23 protein-coding genes and 1 pseudogene are annotated in these 25,282 nt (G+C 64.5%); 15 read left to right on the top strand and 9 right to left on the bottom strand.

From position 1 onward, the window contains the following. Window positions 1-226, top strand: a 226-nt coding sequence (locus NKI95_RS28995; protein WP_352721087.1) for a zinc-binding dehydrogenase, incomplete at its 5' end; no start/stop codon positions are given. Here the strand turns inward: NKI95_RS28995 and NKI95_RS28990 are convergent. Next, on the bottom strand, window positions 219-1,148 hold the full coding sequence (locus tag NKI95_RS28990) for a sugar kinase (RefSeq protein ID WP_352721086.1): 930 nt from the start codon (window positions 1,146-1,148) through the stop codon (window positions 219-221). The two genes, NKI95_RS28995 and NKI95_RS28990, sit on opposite strands and share 8 nt — an antisense overlap. A 157-nt stretch (window positions 1,149-1,305) precedes the next feature. Between NKI95_RS28990 and NKI95_RS28985 the strand changes: the two genes are divergently transcribed. Together NKI95_RS28985 and NKI95_RS28980 are read left to right on the top strand one after the other, a co-directional pair. Beyond that, window positions 1,306-1,752 carry a FixH family protein gene (locus NKI95_RS28985; protein WP_352721092.1) on the top strand — a complete coding sequence of 149 codons (447 nt, stop codon included), beginning with the start codon at window positions 1,306-1,308 and terminating at the stop codon, window positions 1,750-1,752. Between the two features lie 7 nt (window positions 1,753-1,759). Next, window positions 1,760-2,959, top strand: a complete 1,200-nt coding sequence (locus NKI95_RS28980; RefSeq protein ID WP_352721084.1) for a cytochrome-c peroxidase — start codon at window positions 1,760-1,762, stop codon at window positions 2,957-2,959. Between the two features lie 209 nt (window positions 2,960-3,168). On the opposite strand, the gene NKI95_RS28975 is transcribed toward NKI95_RS28980, so the two are convergent. Next, window positions 3,169-3,456 (bottom strand): GIY-YIG nuclease family protein, encoded by a 288-nt coding sequence (locus NKI95_RS28975; RefSeq protein ID WP_352721091.1) that lies wholly within the window; start codon window positions 3,454-3,456, stop codon window positions 3,169-3,171. Between the two features lie 204 nt (window positions 3,457-3,660). Beyond that, window positions 3,661-4,113: an Lrp/AsnC family transcriptional regulator gene (locus tag NKI95_RS28970; RefSeq protein WP_352568904.1), complete on the bottom strand. Its 453-nt coding sequence runs from the start codon at window positions 4,111-4,113 to the stop codon at window positions 3,661-3,663. A gap of 162 nt (window positions 4,114-4,275) precedes the next feature. Here NKI95_RS28970 and putA point away from each other — a divergent pair, with 162 nt between their 5' ends. Then, window positions 4,276-7,887, top strand: a complete 3,612-nt coding sequence (gene putA / locus NKI95_RS28965) for a bifunctional proline dehydrogenase/L-glutamate gamma-semialdehyde dehydrogenase PutA (RefSeq protein ID WP_352721083.1) — start codon at window positions 4,276-4,278, stop codon at window positions 7,885-7,887. Window positions 7,888-7,957: 70 nt separating this feature from the next. Here putA and NKI95_RS28960 read toward each other — a convergent pair whose 3' ends face one another. The 3 genes and pseudogenes from NKI95_RS28960 to NKI95_RS28950 all read right to left on the bottom strand — a co-directional run bounded on the left by NKI95_RS28960 (window position 7,958) and on the right by NKI95_RS28950 (window position 11,877). Next, the gene (locus tag NKI95_RS28960) at window positions 7,958-9,289 is read right to left on the bottom strand and encodes an energy transducer TonB family protein (protein ID WP_352721082.1); all 1,332 of its coding nucleotides are present in this window, start codon (window positions 9,287-9,289) and stop codon (window positions 7,958-7,960) included. A 2-nt stretch (window positions 9,290-9,291) separates the two neighbouring features. Further along, window positions 9,292-9,724 (bottom strand): annotated as a pseudogene (locus tag NKI95_RS28955) (hypothetical protein). 5 nt (window positions 9,725-9,729) lie between these two features. After that, window positions 9,730-11,877 (bottom strand): TonB-dependent hemoglobin/transferrin/lactoferrin family receptor, encoded by a 2,148-nt coding sequence (locus NKI95_RS28950; protein WP_352721081.1) that lies wholly within the window; start codon window positions 11,875-11,877, stop codon window positions 9,730-9,732. Window positions 11,878-12,165: 288 nt separating this feature from the next. Between NKI95_RS28950 and hemP the strand changes: the two genes are divergently transcribed. From hemP to NKI95_RS28925, 5 genes are read left to right on the top strand one after another with little or no spacing between them, the layout of a single operon-like run. Beyond that, window positions 12,166-12,372: a hemin uptake protein HemP gene (gene hemP, locus NKI95_RS28945; RefSeq protein ID WP_352451949.1), complete on the top strand. Its 207-nt coding sequence runs from the start codon at window positions 12,166-12,168 to the stop codon at window positions 12,370-12,372. A 9-nt stretch (window positions 12,373-12,381) separates the two neighbouring features. After that, complete coding sequence (locus tag NKI95_RS28940; RefSeq protein WP_352721079.1) at window positions 12,382-13,443, top strand: hemin-degrading factor; 1,062 nt, start codon at window positions 12,382-12,384, stop codon at window positions 13,441-13,443. A gap of 10 nt (window positions 13,444-13,453) precedes the next feature. Beyond that, window positions 13,454-14,362, top strand: coding sequence for a heme/hemin ABC transporter substrate-binding protein (locus NKI95_RS28935; protein WP_352721078.1), 909 nt, complete (start codon window positions 13,454-13,456; stop codon window positions 14,360-14,362). 5 nt (window positions 14,363-14,367) lie between these two features. Further along, window positions 14,368-15,471, top strand: a complete 1,104-nt coding sequence (locus NKI95_RS28930) for a FecCD family ABC transporter permease (protein WP_352721076.1) — start codon at window positions 14,368-14,370, stop codon at window positions 15,469-15,471. A gap of 11 nt (window positions 15,472-15,482) precedes the next feature. Further along, the gene (locus tag NKI95_RS28925; RefSeq protein ID WP_352721074.1) at window positions 15,483-16,271 is read left to right on the top strand and encodes a heme ABC transporter ATP-binding protein; all 789 of its coding nucleotides are present in this window, start codon (window positions 15,483-15,485) and stop codon (window positions 16,269-16,271) included. A 13-nt stretch (window positions 16,272-16,284) separates the two neighbouring features. Here NKI95_RS28925 and rirA read toward each other — a convergent pair whose 3' ends face one another. Further along, entirely contained in the window at window positions 16,285-16,746 is a 462-nt protein-coding gene (rirA, locus tag NKI95_RS28920) for an iron-responsive transcriptional regulator RirA (RefSeq protein WP_352721072.1), read from the bottom strand. Window positions 16,747-16,937: 191 nt separating this feature from the next. Here rirA and NKI95_RS28915 point away from each other — a divergent pair, with 191 nt between their 5' ends. The 3 genes from NKI95_RS28915 to NKI95_RS28905 all read left to right on the top strand — a co-directional run bounded on the left by NKI95_RS28915 (window position 16,938) and on the right by NKI95_RS28905 (window position 19,388). After that, window positions 16,938-18,242: a DUF445 domain-containing protein gene (locus NKI95_RS28915; RefSeq protein WP_352721071.1), complete on the top strand. Its 1,305-nt coding sequence runs from the start codon at window positions 16,938-16,940 to the stop codon at window positions 18,240-18,242. Between the two features lie 83 nt (window positions 18,243-18,325). After that, window positions 18,326-18,754, top strand: a complete 429-nt coding sequence (locus NKI95_RS28910; RefSeq protein ID WP_352721069.1) for a phasin family protein — start codon at window positions 18,326-18,328, stop codon at window positions 18,752-18,754. A gap of 136 nt (window positions 18,755-18,890) precedes the next feature. Next, window positions 18,891-19,388, top strand: a complete 498-nt coding sequence (locus NKI95_RS28905; protein ID WP_352721068.1) for a MaoC family dehydratase — start codon at window positions 18,891-18,893, stop codon at window positions 19,386-19,388. 30 nt (window positions 19,389-19,418) lie between these two features. Here NKI95_RS28905 and NKI95_RS28900 read toward each other — a convergent pair whose 3' ends face one another. Then, window positions 19,419-20,822: an aminotransferase-like domain-containing protein gene (locus NKI95_RS28900; RefSeq protein ID WP_352721067.1), complete on the bottom strand. Its 1,404-nt coding sequence runs from the start codon at window positions 20,820-20,822 to the stop codon at window positions 19,419-19,421. Between the two features lie 105 nt (window positions 20,823-20,927). Here NKI95_RS28900 and NKI95_RS28895 point away from each other — a divergent pair, with 105 nt between their 5' ends. Continuing rightward, window positions 20,928-21,806, top strand: coding sequence for a DMT family transporter (locus tag NKI95_RS28895; RefSeq protein WP_352721065.1), 879 nt, complete (start codon window positions 20,928-20,930; stop codon window positions 21,804-21,806). 239 nt (window positions 21,807-22,045) lie between these two features. Beyond that, window positions 22,046-22,843, top strand: coding sequence for an alpha/beta fold hydrolase (locus tag NKI95_RS28890; protein WP_352721063.1), 798 nt, complete (start codon window positions 22,046-22,048; stop codon window positions 22,841-22,843). Here NKI95_RS28890 and NKI95_RS28885 read toward each other — a convergent pair. After that, window positions 22,812-24,248 (bottom strand): MFS transporter, encoded by a 1,437-nt coding sequence (locus tag NKI95_RS28885; RefSeq protein ID WP_352721062.1) that lies wholly within the window; start codon window positions 24,246-24,248, stop codon window positions 22,812-22,814. The two genes, NKI95_RS28890 and NKI95_RS28885, sit on opposite strands and share 32 nt — an antisense overlap. 140 nt (window positions 24,249-24,388) lie before the next feature. On the opposite strand from NKI95_RS28885, the gene NKI95_RS28880 reads away from it, so the two are divergent. Beyond that, the gene (locus NKI95_RS28880; RefSeq protein WP_352721060.1) at window positions 24,389-25,282 is read left to right on the top strand and encodes a LysR family transcriptional regulator; all 894 of its coding nucleotides are present in this window, start codon (window positions 24,389-24,391) and stop codon (window positions 25,280-25,282) included.

Raw genomic sequence — 25,282 nt, 5'->3', positions numbered from 1 at the left:
CTCGACAATATGCGCGATCTGTCAAACGACGCAACGATCGCTTTTCACCCATCTCCCTCATTCCCATTTATGGGTTCACGACCTAAGCAAAATCACCGCCCTCATCGAAGCCGGCGCGATCCGCCCGGTTTTGGATCGGGTCTTTCCATTCGAAGCGGCCAATGACGCCCTGGCCTATGTGGAAACAGGACGCGCCAAGGGCAAGGTCGTCATCAAGGTCAGATAGCAGTTGCCTCGAACGCAGCCCTTAGCGTCTCGAACGGCGCCAGCGCGCCGCGCACCTGCACGACGGCGGCGGCGACGCGATGGGCGCGCTGCACCGCTTCAGTCGGCGCATGGCCGGCAAGGCGAGCGGCGAGATAGGCGCCGTTGAAGGAGTCGCCGGCGCCGGTGGTGTCGATTGGGCTGGCGACGTGTACCGCCGGCACCGATTGCAAGGTTCCGTTTTGCGCGATCAGCGCCGGCTCCTCGCCGTTCTTGACGACGAGTTCGCCGACCAGCTTTCGCAGCCGTTCGGCTGTTTCCTGCGGTGTCGTATCACCAAACAGCATCTGCTCATCGGGAAAGGTGGGTAGTGCGATGTCGGCGACGGCGAGCGCCTCGAGGATCGCGGCCTGCGCTTCCTCGCGCCGGCGCCACAGCCGCGGCCGGTAATTGGGATCGAAGGCAATCAGCGAGCCGGCCGCGCGCGCCTTGGCCACGGCCGCCAGCAGCACCTCGCGTGCGTCGTCGTCGAGGATTGCCAAAGTGATTCCGGAAAAATAGACAAGCGCCTGGTTTTCAAGGCTTTTCTGCAAAGCGGCTGGGTCCGAAGCCAACTGCCTTGCGGCCGCATCGGCCCGCCAATAGGTGAAAGAACGTTCGGCGCCGGTCAGTGTGATCGCATAGAGGCCGGGGCGGGCGCCCGGTATTATCGGGCTGGCGCCGATGCCGATGCCGTTTTCGGCCAGGAACTTGATCTGGTCGCGTGAGAACGGGTCGTCGCCGAAGGCCGACACATAGGTCGCCGGCCGTTCGCCGCTCAAGGCATGCAGCGCCCACAAAGTGTTGAACGTGTCGCCGGCAAAGCCCATGCGCCAGTTCGGCCCGACCTGGCCCGAAAGCTCGAGCATGCACTCGCCGATCGAGGCGATGCCGTTTCCTGCCATGAAGCACTCCTCCATCCTGCAATTGCGGTGCTGTAGCTTTTTGCGGCCGGCAGCGCCATGCTCGGCGATGGCGGATTCTTGCACTGGGCGCGATTTCCCACAGGGGCGTGGGACGCGATCTGCCCAGCGAAACGTTATCCGCAGAACAGGAATGGGTTTGGCATCGTTATGGCGTTATCTTCTTGGAGGCCTCGGCTTGGCTACCTTGCTCGCCGGCGTTCTGGCCGTCGTCTATCTGACGGCGCCGCATGCACCGCAACCAAGTTCGGACGTCGGCCGTTCCAAGACGACGGCGAACAAGCTGTTCGTGGCGACTTTCGAGCCCGAGAAGGGCGTCATCCGGCAGGGCGAACTGGAATCCTGGCTGCTCACGCTCAAAACCGTCGAGGGTGCGCCGGTGGAAGGTGCTGCGATAACGATTTCCGGCGGCATGCCGCAGCACAAGCACGGTCTGCCGACCAGTCCGCAGGCGACCGATTACCTCAGCGAGGGGCGCTATCGCATCGACGGCGTGAAATTCACGATGAGCGGGTGGTGGCAATTGCATTTTGCCATTTCCGCCGCGGCCGGTTCGGACACTGTCGTCTTCAACGTGGTGCTGTGAGCCACTGATGGCCCGGTTTTTCAGTCTTCTCGCGTTGGTGGTGGTGGCCGTGCTTGCCGGCTGCGGCAGACCGGAGTTTTCCGACGCCGAAAAGCAGACCGTCGCCTCATTGGCGCTGTCGAGGCTGCCGCCGTTGAAGCCGGACACCACCAATCGCTTCGCCGATGTGCCGGCCGCCGCGGCACTCGGTTCGACGCTGTTCTTCGACACCGGGATGAGCGGCGGCGGCACGGTATCCTGCTCGACCTGCCACAAGATCGACCGGCAGTTCCAGGACGACCTGCCGCAAGCGGTCGGCGTCGGCCGCACCAACCGGCGCACCATGCCGTTGGCCGGCGTCGCGCATGATCCCTGGTTCTTCTGGGACGGGCGGCGCGACAGCCTGTGGGCGCAAGCGCTGACACCGCTCGAAAATCCGCTGGAGCAGGCTGGCAACCGCGCCGCCTTCGCGCATTACATCAAGGCCCGCTTCGGCGAGCGCTACGAGCGCATCTTCGGGCCGCTGCCGGACCTTTCGGGCGTGCCGGCCAATGCCGGCCCGCTCGGCACCGATGCCGAGAAGGCGGCCTGGAACGCCATGCCCGCCAGCCAAGCCGAGGACGTCAACCGCGTCTTTGCCAATATCGGCAAGGCGATCGCTGCCTTCGAGCGCTCGATCGAGCCGCCGCAGACGCGCTTCGACCGTTTTGCCATCGAGTTGGCCGCGGGCGCCGAGCCGAAAGGCGACGCCGCCTTATCGCCGGAGGAAATCCTCGGCCTGAAATTGTTCATCGGCAAGGCCAATTGCGTGACCTGCCACAATGGCCCGCGTTTTACCGACGGCAGTTTTCACAACACCGGCGTGCCGCCGGTCGCGGGCCTGCCGCCGGATCGCGGCCGTGTCGACGCGGTGGCGCAGGTCGAGGCCGATCCGTTCAACTGTTTCGGCGCCTTTCGCGACGGCGATGCCAGCGCCTGCCGCGAACTGCGCTTCATGGTCAAGGCCGGGCCGGAACTCGTCCGCGCCTACAAGACGCCGTCGCTGCGCGGCGCGGCCACCCGGCCGCCCTACATGCATGCCGGGCAGTTTTCCTCGCTGGACGAGGTGGTGGCGCATTATTCCAGGGCGCCCGCAAGTGTCGAGGGCACATCCGAGGTCCATCCGCTGCAGCTTTCGGATCGCGAACGCGCGGCGCTGGTGGCGTTTTTGAAGACACTGGCGGAGTGAGGTTGGGTTTGCCGGGACGTGAAGATAGATTTCGACTTTCCCGACTTGAAGCAAATCAAGAAGGTGGCAATCACAAAGCCTCGAGATTAGCTGAGACATCCCTCCACTTCGTCATCCCAGGGCGGAGCAAGGAGCGAAGCGACGCGGCGCAGACCCTGGGATCCATGCCGTTACCTCGCGGCAGTGCGCCTGCGGACCAGAACCGTACGCTACCACCCCGTCCCGCGAAAAAGTTCGAACCACTCAGGGTTGGTCTTCTCGATCAGCTCGATCTTCCACTGGCGTGGCCAGCGCTTCAGCGACTTCTCGCGCTGGATGGCGTCGCGAATGTCGAAATGTTCCTCGTACCAGACCACACGCTGCACGCCGTAACGGCTGGTGAAGCGCGAGCCTTGGCCGGATTTGTGCTCCGGCATGCGGCGGCCGAGATCGTTGGTGACGCCGATATAGATCGTGCCGCGCTTCTGGCTTGCAGTCATGTAGGCATAGCCGGTCATGGTTGAAGGGTAGCTGGCGCCGGTGCCGACACAAGTGCCGTTCTGAACCGCTGCATTCTTCGACTGAGGTAACGGCATGGATCCCAGGGTCTGCGCCGCGTCGCTTCGCTCCTTGCTCCGCCCTGGGATGACGAAGGGATGGTGGGGATAGGCTAATCGCCAGCGTTGGATCGGCCGCTGACATCGGTCTGTATGCAGAGATACTCACCGGTCCTTCACCGTCTCCATCGCGACAAACGTCGAGGTCTGGGCGACGTGCGGCAGGGCCGAGATGCGCTCGCCGAGCACGCGGCGGTAGGCGGCGATGTCGGTGGTGCGGACCTTCAGCAGATAGTCGAAGCTCGACGCCATCATGTGGCACTGCTCGATCTCCGGCACCGCCTGCACGGCGCGGTTGAAGGCGTCGAGCGCGGCCGAGCGGGTATCGGACAGTTTCACCTGGACGAAGGCGACATGGCCTTCGCCCATGCGCTCACGGTCGATGATCGCCTGGTAGCCCCTGATGAAGCCGTCCTTCTCCAGCCGCTTGACTCGAGCCTGCACCGGCGTCTTCGACAGGCCGACTTTCGCCGCCAGATCCGACATGGAAAGCCGGCCATTGCTACCCAACGCCGACAGGATGTTCCTGTCGATCCGGTCCAATTGGTCTTCTGTCATTGGATTCCTGGTCGAATTGGAGGTGATCAGTCCTAATGATAGATCGATCGACCTGTGCTGTCGATTTCTTTGGACCGACTGGAATCCCTACTTATGTTAGCTTGCGCCATTCGGTCCGGTGACCGCCGGCCCGCCCCCTTATGCTCGCTCTACAGGACCGCCATGCCAGCGCTCGACACCATCCGCCAGCAGATCCGTGCCAATTATTTGCCCGACGAAGACCAGGCGGTGAAGCGGCTGGCCGAGGCGGCCGGGCTGTCCGTGCAAGACCGCAAGGCGATTTCGGTCCGTGCCGCCGATCTGGTGCGGGCGGTGCGCGGCTCGTCCGATCCGCGGCTGATGGAGGTCTTTCTGTCCGCCTACGGCCTCTCGACCAAGGAGGGCGTGGCGCTGATGTGCCTGGCCGAGGCGCTGCTGCGGGTGCCCGACACCGAGACGATGGACGACCTCATCGCCGACAAGATTGCGCCGCACGACTGGTCGGCGCATTCGGGCGGCTCGAGCTCGATCTTCATCAATGCGTCGACCTGGGCGCTGATGCTGACCGGTCGCGTGCTCGACGAGGGCGAGGGCGGCATCGAAGGCACGCTGCGCGCCATGGTGCGCCGGCTCGGCGAGCCGGTCATCCGCAAGGCGGTGGCGGCGGCCATGCGCGAGATGGGCGAGCAGTTTGTGCTCGGCCGCACCATTGCCGAGGCGGTCAGGCGCGGCCGGCCGATGACGCAGAAGGGCTATCTCTATTCCTTCGACATGCTGGGCGAGGCGGCCCGCACCGAGGCCGACGCGCTGCGCTACCTCAAGGCATATGCCGACGCCATCTCCTCGCTCGATGCCGGCGCCAACGGCCCCGACATCCGCCAGAATCACGGCATTTCGGTAAAACTGTCGGCGCTGCATCCCCGCTATGAAGTGACGCAGAAGGAAAAGATGCTGCCCGTCATGGCCGAGCGGCTATTGTCGCTGGCGCTGGCGGCGCGCCATTCGCGCATGGGCCTCAACATCGACGCCGAGGAAGCCGACCGTCTCGAGCTGTCGCTCGACGTCATCGAGCGGGTGCTGGCCGAGCCGGAGCTTGCCGGCTGGAACGGTTTTGGCGTCGTCGTGCAGGCCTATGGCCCGCGCGCCGCGTTCGTTATCGACTGGCTCTACGAACTGGCGAGGAAATACGACCGCAGCATCATGGTGCGGCTGGTCAAGGGCGCCTATTGGGACACCGAGATCAAGCGGGCGCAGACGCTCGGGCTCGACGGCTATCCGGTCTTTACCCGCAAGGCCAACACTGACGTCTCCTATCTGGCCTGCGCTAAGAAGCTGTTGGCGATGACCGATCGCATCTATCCGCAATTCGCCACCCATAACGCCCACACCGTCGCCGCCATCCTGTCGATGACGACGGACCGCGACACATTCGAGTTCCAGCGGCTGCATGGCATGGGCGAAGCACTGCACGAGACGGTGCGCAAGGCCGAAGGCACGCGCTGCCGCATCTATGCGCCGGTCGGCGCGCATTCCGACCTGCTTGCCTATCTGGTCCGCCGGCTGCTGGAGAACGGCGCCAATTCCTCCTTTGTCCACCAACTCACCGACGAGGAGGTCGAGCCCGAGGACATCGCCCGCGACCCGCTCGAGACGGTGGAGAAACAAGGTCCCGCCGCCAATCCGGCGATCGTGCCGCCGTCGGCGATCTTTGGTCCCGGCCGGCGCAACTCCAAAGGTTTCGATATCACCGACACGCTGACGCTGGCTGCGATCGACAAGGCCAGGGCCGAGTTCGCCGGGCCGGACCGCTGGCACGCCAAGCCGGTCAGCCGCGCCGCCGGCTACGGCAAGCAGCGTCCGGTCGTCAATCCGGCAAAACCTTCGGAAGTGGTCGGCACGGTCAGCGAGGCCAGCGCCAAGCAGGTCGAGACCGCCGTGCGCATCGCCGTCGAGGCACGACCGGCATGGGCAAGACGCCCGGTCGTTGAGCGCGCCGCCATCCTCAACCGGGCGGCCGATCTCTACGAGGCGAACGCCGTCGAGTTCTTCGCGCTGGCCGCCCGCGAGGCCGGCAAGTCGCTCGCCGACGGCGTCGCCGAGGTGCGCGAGGCGGTCGATTTCCTGCGCTACTATGCGGCTGAGGCCGCCAATGCCGAGGCGGGCACCGAGGCGCGCGGCGCCATCGCTTGCATCTCGCCGTGGAATTTTCCGCTCGCCATCTTCACCGGGCAGATCGCGGCAGCACTCGTCACCGGCAATTCGGTGATCGCCAAACCGGCCGAGCAGACGCCGCTGATCGCCTTCCGCGCCGTCCAGCTGCTGCGCGAGGCCGGCGTGCCGGAAGACGTCATCCAGCTTCTGCCCGGCGACGGTCCCTCGGTCGGCGGCCCGCTGACCGCCGATCCGCGCATTGCCGGGGTCTGCTTCACCGGCTCGACCGAGGTCGCCAAGCTGATCGAAAAGCAGCTCGCCGAGACCGCCGCGCCCGACGCCATGCTGATCGCCGAGACCGGCGGCCTGAACGCCATGATCGTCGATTCCACAGCACTTCCCGAACAGGCGGTGCGCGACATCCTGGCCTCCGCCTTCCAGAGTGCCGGCCAGCGCTGCTCGGCATTGCGCATTCTCTACGTGCAGAAGGACGTCGAGAAGAAGATGCTGGAGATGCTGAAGGGCGCGATGGAAGCGCTCAGCCTCGGCGACCCGTGGCGGATATCGACCGATGTCGGCCCGGTCATCGATGACGAGGCACAAGCGTCGATCCGCGACTATTGCACCAAAATGGGCCTGCAGGGCCGGCTGATCGCCAAGCTCGAAGCGCCGAAGGACGGCCGCTTCGTCGCGCCGCACGTCTTTCGGGTCAAGGGCATCGAGGAGTTGGAGCGCGAGGTGTTCGGGCCGGTGCTGCATGTCGCCACCTTCGATGCCGACGAGATCGATGCAGTGATCGCGGCGATCAACCGCAAGGGCTATGGCCTGACCTTCGGCCTGCACACCCGCATCGAAGGTCGCGCCCAGCATTTCGTTGACGGCATCCATGCCGGCAACATCTACGTCAACCGCAACCAGATCGGCGCCGTCGTCGGCGCGCAGCCGTTCGGCGGCGAGGGGCTTTCCGGCACCGGGCCGAAGGCCGGCGGGCCACATTATCTCCGGCGCTTCCGCAAGGGGCCGGAGGCCGGCACCCATCTTGCCGAAGGCCGCAAGGTGACTGCGACCGAGCTCGCCGACAATCTGCCGGACCCGGCGTTTGGCGGCTGGTCGACGCGGCCGGATCGCGTCGCCATCCTGAGGAAACATCTGCGCGGCAAGGGTGCCGCGGCCATCGGCGCTGCCGCCGCCATCGATTTCGGCCAGGTCGACCTGCCCGGGCCGACCGGCGAGGCCAACACGCTGTCGCTGTCGCCGCGCGGGCGCGTGCTCTGCCTCGGTCCCGACGCGGATACGCTGCTTGCTCAGACGATCCAGGCGCTGGCCGCCGGCAATGCCGTGCTCGCCGTCGCACCCGGCGCGCCGGCGGCGCTATCAGCGCTGACCGGCAAGGGCCTGCCGCTGGCGGCGATCGACGGCCGGCCGGACCCGGTCGAAGCGCGCTCGCTGCGGGTCGATGTCGTCGCCTTTTCCGGCACGCCCGAGGCCACACGCATCGTACGCAAGGTCATCGCCGAGCGCGCCGGCCCGATCGTGCCGCTGGTCAGCGAAGTCTATTATCCGGCCGCTTATGCGCACGAGCGCGCCGTGTGCGTCGACACCACGGCGGCGGGCGGCAATGCCAGCCTGCTGGCCGCGGCCTGAGGGTTTCGCTAGGGCTCGCTCATCGCGGGCAGGGGCGGCGCCGACTTTGGTGCCCGCATGGAGACGATCGTTACCTGATACCGAGCGGCACCTGGAATTGCCAGGCCGAGCGACCGGCTCCGTCCGGAATAGGGGGAAACGGAGATGCCCGGCGGACTGCGTCGAGTGCGGCCTTGTCCAGCGCGGCAACACCCGAACTGCCCGTCAGCCTGGCCGACCGGACGCTGCCGTTCGAGCCGACCGTAAAGGCAACGGTAGCCGTGCCGGTGGCGCGCGTGCGTGTCGAATTGAACGCCCGCACCAGCTTTGACCTGATCTTGCCGGGATAGTTCGTGACGGCTGCATTGCCGATGCCGGACTTGCCGCCCCTGCTGGCGGTCAGGATCTTGCCATCCTTCTTGCCGTCGGCCATGCCGCGCGCGACGTCCGTTCCGTCACGGCCGCCAGAACCGGTCTTTTTCTCCTTGGTGTCGGCTTTGGCAAGTGCCTTGTCCGCCTTCTTGCGCGCGACCGGCTTTTCAGCCTCGGTCGGTTCGGCTTTCCTGGCCGGCTTGCTCTTTGCGGTTGCCTTCTTCGGCTGCTTGGGCTCCGGCCTGTCCGGCTTCGGTTCTTCCGCCGCGCCGACTGTCTCGGTCGTCTGAACTGTTTCGCCCGGCGCCGGGTCGGCTGGTGCTGGTGCATCTGTCTCGGCAGGCTCGGCAGTTTCGACCGCGCTGACTGGCGGCGGCACGACATTGTCGTCGGCAGGCACCAGCCTGTCGGTCGCAAGAATGTCGGGCGATGGGTCCTGGCGGGCAGGCTGGACGGCTTGGGCAGGTGCCGGCTCGGTGCGATCGGCAAGGGCAGCAGTTTCCGTTGCGGCCTCGCTGACCGGCTCGACCTCTTCTGTTCCCGATGCTTCGGCCGCGTCAGTGACCGGCTGGAGGGTCTCCTCCGCCGCGGTCGCCTGTGCCTCGACCGTTTCGACGGGCTTGGCGTCGAGCATGGTCACCATCGTTACGTTGGCCACTTCCGGGTCGTCTCCGACATCGCCGGCCGCCTGCTGCGGATCGGCGCCGAGCAGCATTTCGCCTTGCTGGTCGGCACCTTCGATCCTTGGCCGGCCGTCCGGCAGCGTGAGAAAGGCCAGCGCCACGGCTACGTGGAATGCGCAAGAGCAGGCGATCGCCACCGTCCAGTTGCGGCGCCGCTGCTTCTGTCGTGACTGCCGCACTGGCTCCACAGGTACCGTCGTCAATTCGCCGTCGGCATCGGCGATGTAACTGTCTTCCGGCCTGTCGCGCGGCGAAACACGCAGCGCCCCGCGCGGGATGGCGAAATCCGGATCGTCCGGCTCCGGCGGCAGCAAACCGGCTAGCGGCCACGCCACGGTGTTTCGCGCGAATGCGGGTTCCAGTCCCAAATTCAGACCCCGAAGGCGATGCCGGTCCTGGTCTGCGTCTTCAGCCCGCGCATGCAGGCATTCGGCTCGGCGCCGGCGCATTCCGTGGCGCTGTTGATCAACACGCGGCTAACCTTGCCGCAATCGGTGCCGGCAAGGTCGAAACGCGTCACCTTGGTCTTGCCTGACGGCAGCTCCTTGAAATCGAGCACGGTCAGCCGATCGACGACACCGACCTCGTTGAACAGCGCGATCTCGAATGCCGCCTTGGACAGACCGGCGCCGAGATTGTTGGTGACCACGAAGGTCAGGCGGCAGCCCTTGTCGGAAGGCTGCGCGCCGTTGAGCTCGAGGAGAAGCGCCGGCGCTTGCTGTTGTGTCCATGCCGGAGGCGCCGCAAGCGATATTCGCCAGCGCCGCGGCGAACAGACGAAGGGATGCTGTCACGCCTTGCATCATCGTCAGCCTCCAAACCTCATGGTCGCCGCCAGCTTCAGCGTAACGCCGGGCTCGTAAACGACGCTCGTCGTCGATGCGTTCAGCGGGTTGGCGTATTTGACGTCGAACAGATTATCGGCGCGGAAATCGACCTTGAAATTGTTGGTCGCCTGGTAGCTGGCGAAGGCATTGACCAGCGTATAGTCCTTGGCCACCGCGTTGCCCTGGGGCTTGCCGTTGTATTGCACCTCACCGCCGATGGTCAGCCTGTCCTCGAGGAAGCGAAAGCCGAGTTGCCCGGTGACCTGGGAGGAGGGGACGGTGACAAGGTCCGCCCGTTCGCCTTCATAGGAAATCGTGTGGCCGTCGGTGACCGAGGCGGAAAGGCCGGCAAAGCCCCAGGCGGCATCATAGACGCCCTCCATCTCGAAGCCGTGGATCTTGGCCTTGGCGAAATTCTGGTACTGGAAGCAGATCGGTATGCCCGGACCGAACGGGCAACCGCTGGTCGGGTCGAACGCCGATAGCGTTACGCCGTCGATGTAATCGTCGACATTGTTGTTGAAATAGGCCGCCTTCAGCCGCAGCGCGTCGTCGGCCTCAATGACGCCGTTGGTGCTGTAATTGACGCCGAATTCCACGGTCTTGCCGGTTTCGAGCTTGAGATTGGGATTGGGGAGGAATGGGAAGCTGACGCCGGCTGGATGGTTGCCGCTGATCAGGGTCTCCGACAGCGACGGAGAACGATAGCCTTCCGCATAGGTACCGTAGAATTGCAGCCCGGAAAGGCTGGCGCTTTCGAAGGGCGAAATGCCTACTGTGATGCGTGGCGACAGCCGGTCGCCAGAGGTTTCGCCGACATCGCTGTCGAGCTTGTAGCTGTCGTAACGCAGCCCGGCGATGACCTCGAGCCAGTCCCAGGTGAGCTTGTCCTGGACGTATGCGCCGGAGACGTTTCTATCGCCCGAGGGCGTGTAGAAACTGTCGCCGCCCGCCGTGCCGCCTGTCTCGACATCGTCGCCAACCCAGTCGCCGCCATAGGTCAACTCATGCGCAATGCCGACGCTCTCGAATCTCGACGTGTTCCAAATGTCGATGCCGGAGGTGCCGATGTCGAACGTCGATTTCGAACCCGCCGGCAGAACCACAGGCAGGCCGGTGACCGGATCAAACCGGTTTTGCGCGACAAGGGTTGTCAGATCGAGCTTGGTCTTGTTGTAAGAGGCATTGATGTGGAGATCGAGCCAGCTCTTGTCTTCGTCGGTGATGTTGTAGCGGGCCGTGAAGGTATTCGCCTTCAGGTCGGCGTCGTTCACCGGCGCGCTGCCGCTGGTCTCGGTCCATCCGTCGTTCGAGCCGATCCAACCGAGCTTCAGCTCGCTGTTTTCGCTGGGGCGGATGGTCGTCTTGAGCAGGCCGCTCAAGACATCGAAGCCAGTGCCCGCTACAGTGTCGCCGCCGCCATGCTTGTAGTCGTCAAAGTCGCGGTAGACGATGTTGCCGAGCACGTCCCAATTCTCGTTTATCCGGTACGCGCCGGTGGCGCTGGTGGTCCAGCCTTCGCCGTTGGTTTCGTAGCGCCCGGTCGCGGATGCCGCCCAGGTCTCGTCCGGCTTGAGGAAATCCTGAGCATCCTTAGTGTCGAAAAATACGACGCCGCCGATCGCCCCGGAGCCGTAGGTATTGGCGACCGGGCCGCGGATCACATCGACGGATTTGATCAATTCGGGATCGATGTAGAAGGTCGATTGCGTACCGTGATCCGAGCGCTGAAAATTCTGACGGGCGCCGTCGACGATGACGGAGACGCGGCCGAAATCCTGTAGGCCGCGGATGTTGATGCTGGAACTGACACGCCTTGCGTCGGCCTGGACGGCGACACCCGGCACACCGAACAGCATCTCGTTGGGCGTGGTCGCCATGCGGCGCTCGAGCTGTTCCTCGTCGACATGGCTGGCTGAAGCAAGCAACTCGATCGCCGTTTCGCCGGTACGGCTGAGGATCAGGATCTTGTCGAGCAGCGTGGTACCCGCCGGGGCCGGCTTTACCTTTTCGGGCTGTTGAGACGGGTCAGTCTGCTGCTGGTCGGATGCCGGTTGGGCGGCCTGCTGGGCGCCGGCCGGTGTGGCGAGCAGCGGGATCGCCGCCGCACCGGCCAGCAATGCGGCCATTTTGCTTGCCATAGACCCCATTTTGCTTGCCGTCGACCAGTGTGCCAGGCCGCTGCCCGCCAGCCGTCCCCAATTCGCCAACCCCATGCTGGAACTCCAAGAATCCATGTTCGATGCTGGCTGGCTTGGGGCTCGCTGGCATTTTTCATCGCGTCCGGCGTCTTAAATGTTGACTCATTTACTCCGGTATTGCACTGCTAGATAACATGACCATTCGAGTCAAGAATTGAATCGGCATTTCACGCAGGCGCCGAGCCAGATGCCCGGCACAAAACAGGGAGCGAACCCATGAACACGCACAATCCCAGCGACTTTCGCTATCGCGTCCGCCGTTCCGACGAAAATTCCGTCCGTTTCGACCGGGTCCAATCGGCCGTGAGAACGCTGTCCAGCAACACGCTGTTCCAGGGCGAGCACGAGATCGGCATCGAGCATCATGGTGCGCTGTACCGGCTGAAGATCACCCGGCAGGGCAAGCTCATCCTCAACAAGTAGGTGGTAGAAATGGACCAGCGCGTAAAACCCGCCCCGCACGAGATCCGGCGGGCACGGGCAGACAATCCGAAAATGCGCGAGCGCGACCTCGCCGCCCAGCTCGGTATTTCGGAGGCCGAACTGGTCGCCGCGCATTGCGGCGACGGCGTCGTGCGCGTCGAGCCGCGTGTCAACGACCTTTTGACTGGCCTCGAAGCTGTCGGTGAGGTGATGGCGCTGACCCGCAACGAAAGCGCGGTGCACGAGAAGATCGGCGTCTACGACAAGGTCGTCACCGGTAATCACAATGCCATGGTGCTCGGCGAAAACATCGACCTGCGTATTTTCCCGAAAGTCTGGGCGCACGGCTTTGCCGTGGAAAAGCGCGACGGCGCCGACATCCGACGCAGCCTGCAGTTCTTCGACACCGCAGGCGAGGCGGTACACAAGGTGCATCTCAGGCCAGCATCCAACCTCTACGCCTATCAGAGGCTGGTGGCCGGGCTGGAATCGCCGAACCAGGAACCGACGGTGGCGATTTCAGCGGGCGTGCCTGACGACGAGACCGAGACTGCGGACAATTCGGCGAGCGTCGACGATCTGCGCGACCGCTGGAGCCAGCTGACCGACGTGCATCAGTTCTTCGGCATGTTGAAGACACTGAAGCTCAGCCGCCGCCAGGCGGTGCGCTTGGTCGGCCAGGATTATGCCTGGCTGGTCGATAAGGATGCGGTGAGCGCCATGTTCAACCACGCCGCTGCTGGCGCCATGCCGATCATGTGCTTTGTCGGCAATCGCGGCTGCATCCAGATCCATTCCGGCCCCGTCGCCTCGATCAAGCCGATGGGACCATGGCTCAATGTGCTCGACGAGACCTTCCGTCTGCACCTGCGGACCGATCACATCGATGAGGTCTGGGCCGTGCGCAAGCCGACCAAGGACGGCCATGTCACATCGCTCGAAGTCTATGGCGCCGACGGCAAGATGATCATCCAGTTCTTCGGTAAGCGGCATGAGGGCGAAAGCGAGCGCGAAGACTGGCGCTTTCTGGCCGAAAACCTGCCGCGTATCCCAAGCCCGACCGCAGCCTGAGGAAACGATGATGGTTCTATTCTCCAGGCTGGCATCGGTCTCCAGGTCGGCGCTTGGTCCTGCGGCCGCTGTTTTCCTGGCGTTCGCCGTGCTGATGCCGGCTCAGGCCGCCGAAGGCATCGCGACTTTCGCCGACCGCTCAAGGATCGTGGCCATCGGCGGCTCGATCACCGAGATCGTCTACGCGCTCGGCGAACAGGATCGCCTTGTCGCGCGCGATTCGACCAGCCGCTATCCGCAAGCGGCGGCGGAGCTGCCGGATGTCGGCTACATGCGCCAGCTGTCGCCGGAGGGTGTGCTGTCGGTCAATCCGTCGGGCATATTGGCACTGCACGGCAGCGGACCGAAAGAAGCCGTCGACGTCTTGAAGAAATCAAGCATCCCGTTCATCGAGGTGCCCGAGCGCTATGATAATCAAGGCATTCTGGAAAAGATCCACATCGTCGGCAAGGCGCTCGGCACCGAGGCCAAGGCCGATGCGCTGGCGGTCCAGATCGACGCCAGGCTGAAGGCAGCCGAAAAGCAGACCGCCTCGATCAAGGAGCGCAAGTGCATCCTGTTCGTGCTGTCGATGCAGGGCGGCAAGCTGCTTGCCGCCGGCAGCGACACCGCAGCCGACGGCATCATCAAGCTTGCGGGCGGCATCAACGCCATCGACGGCTTTGCCGGCTACAAGCAATTGTCGGACGAGGCAGTCATCACAGCCAGGCCCGACGCGATCCTGATGATGAACAATGCCGGGCCGGCAACCGCGGATGACGAATTGTTTTCGAACCCTGCCGTGGCTTCGACGCCGGCGGGTGCCGCCCGCAAGCTGATCCGCATGGACGGCGGCTATCTGCTCGGCTTCGGCCCGCGCACGGCCGACGCTATCCACGACCTCGCCGTCTCGCTCTATGGCGGCCAGGTCACGGATTGAGCGCGATGGCGGATCATTCGATCGCTGGTGCGGCGGGAATTATGGTGACGGCCGCCGAGGGTGACCGCTCGCGGCGCGCCCGCCTCGTCATCGTGCTGCTCTGCGTCGGGCTGGCTATCGCCGTGCTGTTGTCGCTGACCTCCGGCGCATCCGATGCCTCGGCCATCGGCGTCATGCACAACTGGCTGTTCGGCGCGTTGCCCGGCGACGCGGCGTTGAGCGCCCGCGACGGCCTGATCATCCATGACATCCGTCTGCCGCGCATCATTCTGGGCGTGCTGATCGGCGCATCGCTTGCCGTCTCCGGTGCCGTCATGCAGGGGCTGTTCCGCAATCCGCTGGCCGACCCCGGCCTGATCGGCGTTTCGGCGGGATCGAGCCTCGGTGCGGTCGCGGTCATCGTGCTTGGCTCGACCATGCTGGCGCCGCTGACTTCGGCGCTCGGCACGATGGCTCTGCCGCTGGCTGCGTTCTGCGGCGGGCTGGCGACGACATTGCTGCTCTATCAGGTCGCGACACGGCAGGGCCGGACCTCGGTCGCCACCATGCTGCTCGCCGGCATCGCGCTGGCGGCGCTTGCCATGGCGCTGACCGGCATCCTGATCTTCATGGCCGACGACCGGCAATTGCGCGACCTGACCTTCTGGCAGCTCGGTTCGCTGGGCGGCGCCACCTGGCAGAAGATCGGCTCGGTCGGACCGGTCATCGTGCTGGCGCTGGCGGCAATGCCGTTCCTGGCGCGCGGCCTCAACGCGCTGGCGCTCGGCGAGGCCACGGCCGGCCATCTCGGCATTCCGGTGCAGCGGCTGAAATACACCGCGATTGTCGGCGTCTCGGCGGCGGTCGGCGCGTCGGTCGCCGTCAGCGGCGGCATCGGCTTCGTCGGCATCGTGGTGCCGCATCTGCTGCGCCTGCTGATCGGCCCCGACAACCGTTACCTGCTGCCGGCATCGGCGCTGCTCGGCGCCGCGCTGCTGCTGTTGGCCGACGCCGTTGCCCGCACCATCGTTGCCCCGGCCGAATTGCCGATTGGCATCGTCACCGCGGTCGCCGGTGCCCCGTTCTTCCTGTGGATCCTGCTGCGCAAGCGCGGCGTCATCGACCTGTAAAAGGGGCTCTTATGATCGAAGCGCGCGATGTCTCGGTGGCGATCGGCGGCAAGCGCATTGTCGCCAATGTCGATTTCGCGGCGCGGCCGGGCGAAATCGCGGCCATCGTCGGCCCCAATGGTTCGAGCAAGACGACCTTCCTCAGAGCACTGTCCGGCGATCTTGCTTATTCGGGAGAGGTCACCGTCAACGGCCGCAATCTATCCGCGATGAAGCCGGTCGAGGCGGCGACGGTGCGCGCGGTGCTGCCGCAGGCGGCGACGCTGTCGTTTCCATTCACGGTGCGCGAGATCGTCAGGCTCGGCCTGGTCGGCGGGCGCTCCGGTGTGCTGCCCGGCGAGGACCAGCGCCTGCCCGAACGCGCGCTGGCGCGCGTCGACCTCGACGGTTTCGCCGGCCGCTTCTACCAGGAGCTGTCCGGCGGCGAGCAGCAGCGCGTGCAGCTTGCCCGCGTGCTGTGCCAGGTGTGGGCGCCGGTGCTCGACGGCAAGCCGCGCTATTTGTTCCTCGACGAGCCGGTGTCCAGCCTCGACATCAAACACCAGCTGATCATCATGGACATCGCGCGTGATTTCGCCAGATGCGGCGGCGGCGTGGTCGCCATCCTGCACGACCTCAATTTGACGGCGATGTATGCCGACCGGATTTTCGTCATGCATCGCGGCAAGCTCGCGGCTACAGGTTCGCCGCAACAGGTGCTCAGCGACGAGCTGATCGAAAAGGTCTTCGATTGCCGGCTGAAGGTCGGCGTGTTGCCGGCCGCAAACATGCCATTCGTATTGCCGCAATCGGCAGCTTAGGCAATCAGAGAAATCAGGCGGCCGGCGCCCTTTGCACCAGCATGTCGATGCCGAGCAGGTGTCGCACATTCGGGCGCGCCGCCACCAGATCGGCGATCGTGTAGCGCGACAGCACGGCGAAGAAGGCGTTGAGCGCTTCGCGCAATGCCGAATTCAAGGCGCAGCTGTCAATCAGCGGGCATTCGGCGGCGTCGTTCTCGAAGCACTCGGCCATGGCAAAGCTTTCCTCCGTCACCCGCACGACATCGAACAGGCTGATTGATTCGGCCGCGCGGCCGAGCCTGACGCCGCCATTCCTGCCGCGCACCGTTTCGATCAGGCCGTTTTCGACCAGCGGCTGCAGGATCTTGAACAGGAAAAGTTCCGAGACCGAATAGGCGGCGGCGATCTCGGGGATGCGGCTCAACCGCTCGGTGTTGGCGGCGCAATACATCAGAATGCGCATGGCGTAGTTGGTCTGACGGGTAAGCCGCATTGTGTCCTCACATAACAGTGGTTGGCGTCAATATGGCCTATAGTTTGGAACAATTCCAGACTGGCGCTGCATAATAGATGAATTCCGGCGTCAAGTTTGCGTGCACGATTGCGCGCACCGGAACCAGCGGCGCGCTTTCTGGGGCAGGCGACACTAGATAAGTTCGCATACACGATCAGGAGCGGCCCATCATGTCACGACCAGCCCCGGCATTTGCATCCGTCGCGTCCGTCCGGTTCGACGCCGATGCCGACGCCAAGCTTTCGGCGCTCAGGCGCACCAAGTTCGTCGCCGCCGCAGCACTTGCGTTTTGCGTGCTGGTCTTTGCGGTGGCGAAATCGCTCGAGAGCCGGCATGCGTGGTTGGGCTTCGTCGCCGCTTTCGCCGAGGCGGCGACGATCGGCGGGCTGGCGGACTGGTATGCGGTGGTGGCGCTGTTTCGGCGGCCGCTTGGCCTGCCGATCCCGCATACGGCCATCATTCCGGAAAACCAGAATCGCATCGCCGACAATCTCGGCCGCTTCATCGAGGTGAATTTCCTGGCGCCGGAACCGGTGCGCGAAAAGCTCGCCGAGGTCGACTTTTCCGCGCTGGTCGCGGACTGGTTGGCCGACCCGAACCGCGCCGCCGACCTGTCGCGCTTCGTCGGCCGGCTGGTGCCGCAGACGCTGGCGGCGGTCGAGCAATCCGGACTGCGCGGCTTCTTCACCAGCCGTATGCTGGAGCAGATCGAGAAGGTGCCGCTGGCGCCGCTCGCCGCCGAGCTGCTGTCGGCGCTGACCGACGACCGTCGCCACCAGAAACTGTTCGACGAGTTCACCAAGGTGGTCGGCCGCTTCTTGAGCGACGAGCAGGCGCTGGCGACGATGCGCGAGAAGATCCGCGAGGAACTGCCGTCGCTGTTCAACCTGTTTCGCGCCGACGCCTATCTGTTGAAGAAGATCGTTGCATCGGCCGGCTCGCTGCTCGATGAAGTGCGCGCCGATCCGCACCATCCGATGCGAGCCGAATTCGACCTTTTCGTCGGGACCTTCGTCGAGCGGTTGAGGACATCCAAACAATATGCCAGGCGCGCCGAAAAGCTGAAGCGCGATTTCCTTGCCCGGCCAGAACTCAGCTCGCTGGCCGGCGATATGTGGGACAGCCTGCGGCTGTTCATCGAACAGGACGCCAAGGCGCCGAATTCGATGATCCGCGACCATCTCGCCACCATGTTCGTCGAGGTCGGCCGCCATCTTGCCGACGACGCGCAGATCAGGGCCGACATGAACCAGGGGTTCATCGTGGCGCTTGCATCCTTCGTCGAAAGCCAGAAGAGCGGCGTGTCCAAATTCATCGCCGACCAGGTCAAGCGCTGGGACCTCGCGCAACTGACAAGGCTGATCGAAATGAACATCGGCAAGGACCTGCAATATATTCGCTTCAACGGCATGATCATCGGTGGCCTTGCCGGGCTCGTGCTCTACACCGCCGAACGGCTGTTTCTCGTCGGCTGACTCGTCCGAATGGACCGCTGAGCTTTGCTGCACTATCTTCCGTGCAGTGGTGGCGTTCACGGCAACAGGGGGAGAGAACCAGCATGGCAAAACGACCGGAGTCCGAGTCCTTCATCGACATGTTCAGCAAGTTCGGCCGCGACCTGAAGCTGCCGAATGTCGACGTCGAGGCGATCCTCGCTCACAACCGCAAAAACTTAGAAGCGCTGGAGAAGTCGGCCCGGGCGAGTGCCGCCGGAGCGTCGGCGCTGTTGTCCAGGCAACGCGAGATGCTGCAGGACACGCTGCGCGAAATCACCGACATGGCACAAAACTACAGGGCGCCCGGCAATCCCCAGGAAATGATGGAGAAGCAGGCGGCGTTCGCCAGGAGATCCTTCGAGACCGCGCTGAAGAATGCCGGCGAGATGGCCGAACTGGCGAGGGCGTCCGGCACCGAATCGATCGAAATCCTGCGCAGCCGCATCAAGGAGGCGATGGAGGAGATCCGCGCCGGCCACAACAAGAAGTAAGCTGTTCCCCGGCAGCACACTTGCCGGCGGCAAAGACCGGCGGCTCGGCCGAAGATTATGCGCTGGAATCGCATTGGCGAATTGACAGGGGCGGCCCGTCGTGGTCCGGAACAGGCAAGCGATCGGGAAAGCAGGAATGACGCAGATACGGCCGAGGACGCCGCCGACCTTCGAGCAACTCAGGGCGATGGCCGGGCAGGAGTTGGGCGTCTCGGACTGGACAGTGGTCGATCAGCACCGCATCGACCAGTTTGCCGAATGCACTGGCGATCATCAATGGATCCACGTCGATCCGGAGCGGGCGAAGCGGCAAAGCCCGTTCCGCACCACCATCGCGCATGGCTATCTGACCCTGTCGATCATCGGCGCGCTGGCGCTCGAGATGGGCATCGTACCCGAAAACACGCAGGCCGCCTTCAATTACGGTTTCGACAAAGTGCGTTTCGTGGCGCCGGTCAGGGTCGGCTCGCGGATCAGGCTGCGCACCACGCTCTTGTCGATGGAAGACAAAGGTCCGGGGCAATATCTGATGAAGGCTGCCAATACGGTCGAGATCGAAGGCGAGCAGAGGCCGGCGCTGACCGCCGAGACGCTCGTCATGCTTTATGCGCGCCGCAAGCGGGCCGGCACCTGAGAGTTCAGCCTCAGTTTTGCGGCAGCGCAATCAACGCGACATCGCGTCTTCAAGCGCCCTGAAAATCCGGTCGCCTCCCGATTGCGCGACGTTGAAGCGCATGTAACGGCTGGCCGACCGGGACAGGCTGAACGCATTGCCCGGCGCAAGCACGACATTGGCCGACAGAGCGTGGCGGGCGACATCTGCGGCATCTATCCCCTCCGGCAGCCTGCACCATAAAAACATGCCGGCCGGCTGATCTATCCATGGCATGATGCCGATCGCCCTGAGGCGGGTGCTGCCTTCTTCCATGGCGCGCGAGAGCCGCGCGCGCAGCAGATCGACGTGCTTGCGATAGAGACCGTCCTTCAGCAGCGCCAGTACCAGTTCGGATGCAAGCCGACCGCTGCCAAACGACGTGGCGATCTTGAGATCGGTCAATCCTTCCATCCAGTCGCGAGGAGCGGCGATGAAGCCGCAGCGCACCGATGCCGACAGCGTCTTGGAAAAGCTTCCGACGTGGATGACCCGGCTGAGCCCGTCGAAGGCCGCCAGCCGGGGCGCGGGCGTGTGTTCGAAATCGGCGAAGATATCGTCCTCGATGATTGTCAGCCCCGACTGGTCGGCGAGCTTCAGCACCCGATGAGCAACGACCGGCGACAATATCGCGCCTGTCGGATTGTGGAGCGCCGAATTGGTAATGTAGAGGCGCGGCCGATGCTCGTTCAGTGCCTGCGCGAACAGCTCGATGTCCGGACCCGAGCGCGTGTAGGGGACGCTGATCACCTTGGCCCGATGGGCGCGCAACAGGGCATGGAAGTTGAAATAGCAGGGATCGTCGACCAACACAGTGTCACCCGGTTCGAGCAGGAACCGGCACAGCAGGTCGATCGCCTGGGTGCCCGACTCCGTCAGCATGATCTGGTCCGGAGAGGCTTCGATGCCGTGCTCGGCCATGCGCCGCGCCAGCAGATGGCGCAGCGCCGGCAACCCGAGCGGCGTGCCGTAGTCGGTCAGCGCGGCATCGTCGGCGCGGGCCATCGTCCGCAGCGCGCGGCGCAATCCGGCCTCGGGCATCCATGACGCCGGCAACCAGCCGCAACCCGGTTTCAGGACGCCGTCGCCGGCTTCCAGCGATTGGCGCGAGACCCACAGCGGGTCGACAGCACGGTCAAGCCTGGGGCCGATCTCGGCCAGCGACAGCGGAGCCAACTGTCCGGCGGCATAGAAACCCGAGCCTGGCCGCGAGCGGATCATGCCTTCCGCCGCTAGACGCTCATAGGCTTCGACCACGGTGGACTTGGAAACCTGCATGGCCTTGGCGAAAGCCCGGATCGAAGGCAGCCGCATTCCCGGTGTCAGGCTGCGCGCGGCGATCCTGTGCCTGATCGTCGCCATGACGCTTTCGACAAGCGTCCGGCTGCCCTCATCTGTTGTCGTCTGCTCATCCATCCGTACTGCTCAGCCTACCATGACGGTTTTGTCAAACTGTACCTCATTGTCTCTGGCGGAGCCATACGCCCGGCCCGATAGAGGGCGAAAACGAGCGGAGCATCAATGGACAAGGCGGCAAGTGGCTGGGCGGCGAGTGGCTGGGTCAACGGGTTCATAGGCGTGCTGATCTTCAGCGGTTCGCTTCCGGCGACGCGCGTGGCGGTGATGGATTTCGATCCGGTGTTCGTAACGGTCGCCCGTGCGGCGTCGGCGGGCATCCTCGGCCTGGCGCTGCTGCTTCTCTTTCGCCAGAAGCGCCCGGAGCGGCGAGATCTGCTCCCGCTGGCGATCGTGGCGCTTGGCGTCGTGGTCGGCTTTCCCCTGCTGACGGCGCTGGCGCTCAAGCACATCAATTCGGCTCACTCGATCATTTTCGTCGGCCTGTTGCCGTTGGCGACCGCGATCTTCGGCGTGGTTCGAGGCGGTGATTGCCCGAAGCCGGCGTTCTGGCTGTTCTCGTGCCTCGGCAGCGTCCTTGTCGCCGGTTTTGCAGTCACCCAAGGCCTGTCGGTCTCGCCGCTCGGCGACATCTTAATGCTGGCCGCCATCATCGTGTGCGGATTGGGCTATGCGGAAGGAGCGGCGCTGTCGCGCAAGCTCGGCGGTTGGCAGGTGATCTCGTGGGCGCTGGTGCTGTCGCTGCCCGTCATGCTGGCGCTGACGTTCATCACCATGCCGCCGTCGCTCGAAAGTGCCGGCAGGGGCGCCTGGATTGGCCTGGCCTATGTCTCGCTGTTCAGCATGCTGATCGGTTTCGTGTTCTGGTATCGCGGCCTGGCGCAAGGCGGCATCGCTGCGGTCGGGCAGTTGCAACTGCTGCAGCCTTTCTTCGGCCTTGGGCTGGCGGCAGCGCTGCTGCATGAGCAGGTCAGTCCCGCCATGATCTCCGTCACCGCCGCCGTCGTGCTTTGCGTCGTCGGTGCCAAGAGATATGCGAGATAGGTGCGCCAGCATACTCTTGAACTCGATACCATCGCGTCCAATTGATACCAAGAGCTGCCGACCTGGCGAAACGACGCCTCTGAGGCGCCGAATCGGCCAGCGTGACGCAAGGAGCGAGGTGGCCTGCATCGGCGTGGAGGAAAGGTACAATTTTGGTGCCTGGGGTCCAGAAGATAGCCTTGTCCTCCGGTGGTGAGGTGGCCGTCCGGACGGCTGGTGACGCTTCCAAGCCCGCGCTCGTGCTGCTGCACGGCTTTCCCAGCTCCTCGCGGACGTTTCGCGACGTGATTGCCCCGCTTTCCGGCAGCGTCTATGTCGTGGCGCCTGACCTGCCGGGCTTCGGCGCGTCCGATCTGCCGCCCGAGCCATCGTTCGACATGCTGGCCCGCGCGATTGACGAGCTGCTCTCGCGTCTCAACGTTGGCCGCAGGTTTCTCTATTTGCATGATTTCGGAGCCCCGGTAGCGCTTCATCTCGCCATGCGCGCGCCGGAACTCGTCGAAGGCCTCGTTATCCAGAATGCCAATGCCCACCGCTCCGGCTTTGGTCCGCAATGGGCAGACACATTGGACTTCTGGGCTGCGCCGAATGCTGCGAACCAGCAGGCCGCCACCGCCCATCTGACCCTCGAGGGAGCCCGCGACCAGTACGTCGCCGGCCTGCCAGCCGAGATCGCGGCGCAGATCGATCCAGGTAATTGGATTGAAGACTGGCGGGTCATGTGTCTGCCGGGACGACTTGATCTGCAGAAGGCGCTCATTGCCGACTACGGCCGATATGTCGACCGGTTCGGGGAAGTGGCTGATTATCTGGCGAAGCATCAGCCCCGAGCGATGCTTTTTTGGGGTCGCCACGATGCCTTCTTCGACGTTGCAGAGGTTCAGTCCTGGCTTATGGATCTTCCCCGGATGGAGGCTCACGTCTTCGACGCAGGCCATTTCCTTCTGGAGACGCATGCGCTCAGGGCTGCTGAACTGATGCTGGAGTTTGTCGCTGGCGGCTCAGCTAAGCGTGCTGGCCGCGGCGATCAGAAATAATCGCAAGGATCAGCGCCGCCACGACCAGGGCCGTCGCGACCTGGAAGGTGACCTGCATGCCGCGTGCGGCTGCCGCAGATGCCAATATCTGCTGACCGGTGCCTTCGCTTCCGCCAGCCGATGCGAAGGCAAACACCGCGCCCATCACCGACGCACCGGTGATCAGGCCGAGATTGCGCGACAGATTGAGCAGGCCGGAGACGACGCCGCGCTGGTCGGATGCCACATCGGTCATCACGGCTGAATTGTTGGAGGTCTGAAACAGGCTGTAGCCGGTACAGACGATGATGATTGGTACGACATAGCCGGCAATACCGAATTCCGCCCGCGACAGAGCAAAGGTACCAATAGCGAGATCGAACAGGCCGACGATCATCATCCGGTGCGCCCCGAAACGATCGACCAGGCGTCCGGCCGGCAGTGCCGCCAATGCGGTAACCAGAGGGCCGGTCGACAGGACCAGCCCGACCATGGCTGCGTTCAACCCAAGTGCGCGCGACAGATAGAATGGCGCGACCACCAGCGTCGCCATCATCACGGTGGCGACGATCAGGTTCATGGCAAGGCTTGCGTTCAAGGCGTGATCGCGGAATCTGGCAGGTTGAATCAAGGGGTTCTCGGCCCTTGTCTGCGCAATGACGAACAGCAGGCCAGCCACGGCGGCGGCAATCAGCAAGCCGACATTGAGAAAACCAAAACTGCCGCGCCCAAGGGTCATGGCGAGCGCATAGGCGGCCAACGTCAGAGCGAGCAAAGCCGTGCCGATCCCGTCGAAACCGCGCCGATCCGGTTCCGCTGTCTTTCTTCCGGCCGGCAGGACGCGCCAGGCGAGCGCGAAGGCCAGCGCTCCCAACGGCAGATTGATGAGGAAGATCGCGCGCCAGCCGAGGCCGGCGATCAGCAGTCCGCCAAGCGAGGGGCCAAGCGTGGTGCCGATCGCCGACATGGCGCCGAGCAGGCCCATGGCGCTGCCGGTTTTTTCCCGGGGAACCGTGTCGGCGATAAAGGCCAGCGTCAGAGCCATCATAACGGCCGCGCCGAGCCCCTGTGCCGCCCTTGCGGCGATCAGCAGCCAGAGCGTCGGCGCGAGCCCGCAAAGCACCGATGCGAAGGTGAACAGGGCAATGCCGCCGAGCAACAGCGGTCGGCGGCCGAATATATCGGCGAGCCGCCCGGCGCTGACGATCAAGGTGGTGATGGCGAGCAGATAAGCCAGGACAACCCATTGCACGAGCTGGAACGATGCGCCGAACGCCTGCATCAGCGATGGCAGCCCGACGCTGGCGATGCTGGTGGCGAGCGACGACAGCAGCGTTGAAAGCGACAGACTTGCCAATGCCCATCGGGCCGAGCGGGCGCTCACCGGGGCAACTTCGTTCCAAGTCTTTTCAGCGATCGATGCCAAGGTGAACTCCTTTGCCGACAGCCCCAGGATCGGAGCTGCCGCAAGCTATTCCCCGGCTTGATGTGGCGGAAGACGCAGCACTTGCATTTTATTCGTGCATTGAACGCCACGTCACGATTGAACTGTGCTACGGTCCCTCCATGTCGTCGCCCGATCTCAATCTGCTTGTCGCCCTCGATGTGCTGCTGACCGAGGGCAGTGTGGCGCGCGCGGCCGGGCGGCTACGCCTCAGTCCCTCGGCGATGAGCCGGACGTTGGCGCGGTTGCGCCAGGCGACAGGCGACCCATTGCTGGTTCGGGCCGGCCGTGGCCTGGTTGCGACGCCGCGCGCACTGGAATTGCAGCAACAGGTAGGCCGCGTCGTTCAGGATGCGGAAGCTCTCCTGAGCCCGGCCAGGCTCCTCGACCTCTCTGCTCTCGACAAAGTCTTCACGCTGCGCGCCAACGAAAGTTTCGTCGAGGAGTTCGCGCCGCGTCTTGTCGCCCGCATCGAAGCGGACGCGCCCGGCGTGCGGCTGCGTTTTGCGCCGAAATCCGACAAGAACGACATGGCGCTGCGCGACGCTGGGATTGATCTTGAAATCGGGGTTGCCGGTGAAACGAGCCCTGAAATGCGCATTCAGGCGCTGTTTCGCGACCGCTTCATCGGTGCGGTGCGAACGGGACATAGACTGAGCGAGGGCCTTGTGACGCCGGAACGCTATGCCGCCGGTCGCCACATCAGCGTTTCGCGGCGTGGCCGCGAAAAGGGCCCGATCGACGAGGCATTGAAGCCGCTGGGCCTCGAGCGGACGATTGCGTGCATGGTTTCCAGCTTCTCGGCCACGCTCGCCATGGCGCGCGCCTCCGATCTGATCGCCAGCGTCCCCGAGCGGCACACGCTGGGCGCGCGCGCATGCATGTACAGCTTCCCGTTGCCGGTCGATGTTGCCGAGGTCACCATCTCAATGCTCTGGCATCCGCGGCTCGATGCCGATCCGGCGCAGCGCTGGCTGCGAGCCTGCGTGCGGGAGGTCTGCGCCTCTTTTCGTTAA

It is taken from the genome of Mesorhizobium sp. M0306 (assembly GCF_040321655.1).
In the GTDB taxonomy this organism is placed as follows: domain Bacteria; phylum Pseudomonadota; class Alphaproteobacteria; order Rhizobiales; family Rhizobiaceae; genus Mesorhizobium.
This window is presented reverse-complemented; position numbering and strand designations above follow the sequence as displayed.

Excerpts from the sequence above, each read along its gene's own strand:
- NKI95_RS28990 (WP_352721086.1), bottom strand. The coding sequence starts at position 1,148 with ATGGCAGGAAACGGCATCGCCTCGATCGGCGAGTGCATGCTCGAGCTT.
- NKI95_RS28980 (WP_352721084.1), top strand. The coding sequence starts at position 1,760 with ATGGCCCGGTTTTTCAGTCTTCTCGCGTTGGTGGTGGTGGCCGTGCTT.
- NKI95_RS28975 (WP_352721091.1), bottom strand. The coding sequence starts at position 3,456 with ATGACCGGCTATGCCTACATGACTGCAAGCCAGAAGCGCGGCACGATC.
- NKI95_RS28970 (WP_352568904.1), bottom strand. The coding sequence starts at position 4,113 with ATGACAGAAGACCAATTGGACCGGATCGACAGGAACATCCTGTCGGCG.
- putA (WP_352721083.1), top strand. The coding sequence starts at position 4,276 with ATGCCAGCGCTCGACACCATCCGCCAGCAGATCCGTGCCAATTATTTG.
- NKI95_RS28950 (WP_352721081.1), bottom strand. The coding sequence starts at position 11,877 with ATGGCCGCATTGCTGGCCGGTGCGGCGGCGATCCCGCTGCTCGCCACA.
- hemP (WP_352451949.1), top strand. The coding sequence starts at position 12,166 with ATGAACACGCACAATCCCAGCGACTTTCGCTATCGCGTCCGCCGTTCC.
- NKI95_RS28940 (WP_352721079.1), top strand. The coding sequence starts at position 12,382 with ATGGACCAGCGCGTAAAACCCGCCCCGCACGAGATCCGGCGGGCACGG.
- NKI95_RS28935 (WP_352721078.1), top strand. The coding sequence starts at position 13,454 with ATGGTTCTATTCTCCAGGCTGGCATCGGTCTCCAGGTCGGCGCTTGGT.
- NKI95_RS28930 (WP_352721076.1), top strand. The coding sequence starts at position 14,368 with ATGGCGGATCATTCGATCGCTGGTGCGGCGGGAATTATGGTGACGGCC.
- NKI95_RS28925 (WP_352721074.1), top strand. The coding sequence starts at position 15,483 with ATGATCGAAGCGCGCGATGTCTCGGTGGCGATCGGCGGCAAGCGCATT.
- rirA (WP_352721072.1), bottom strand. The coding sequence starts at position 16,746 with ATGCGGCTTACCCGTCAGACCAACTACGCCATGCGCATTCTGATGTAT.
- NKI95_RS28915 (WP_352721071.1), top strand. The coding sequence starts at position 16,938 with ATGTCACGACCAGCCCCGGCATTTGCATCCGTCGCGTCCGTCCGGTTC.
- NKI95_RS28910 (WP_352721069.1), top strand. The coding sequence starts at position 18,326 with ATGGCAAAACGACCGGAGTCCGAGTCCTTCATCGACATGTTCAGCAAG.
- NKI95_RS28905 (WP_352721068.1), top strand. The coding sequence starts at position 18,891 with ATGACGCAGATACGGCCGAGGACGCCGCCGACCTTCGAGCAACTCAGG.
- NKI95_RS28900 (WP_352721067.1), bottom strand. The coding sequence starts at position 20,822 with ATGGATGAGCAGACGACAACAGATGAGGGCAGCCGGACGCTTGTCGAA.
- NKI95_RS28895 (WP_352721065.1), top strand. The coding sequence starts at position 20,928 with ATGGACAAGGCGGCAAGTGGCTGGGCGGCGAGTGGCTGGGTCAACGGG.
- NKI95_RS28880 (WP_352721060.1), top strand. The coding sequence starts at position 24,389 with ATGTCGTCGCCCGATCTCAATCTGCTTGTCGCCCTCGATGTGCTGCTG.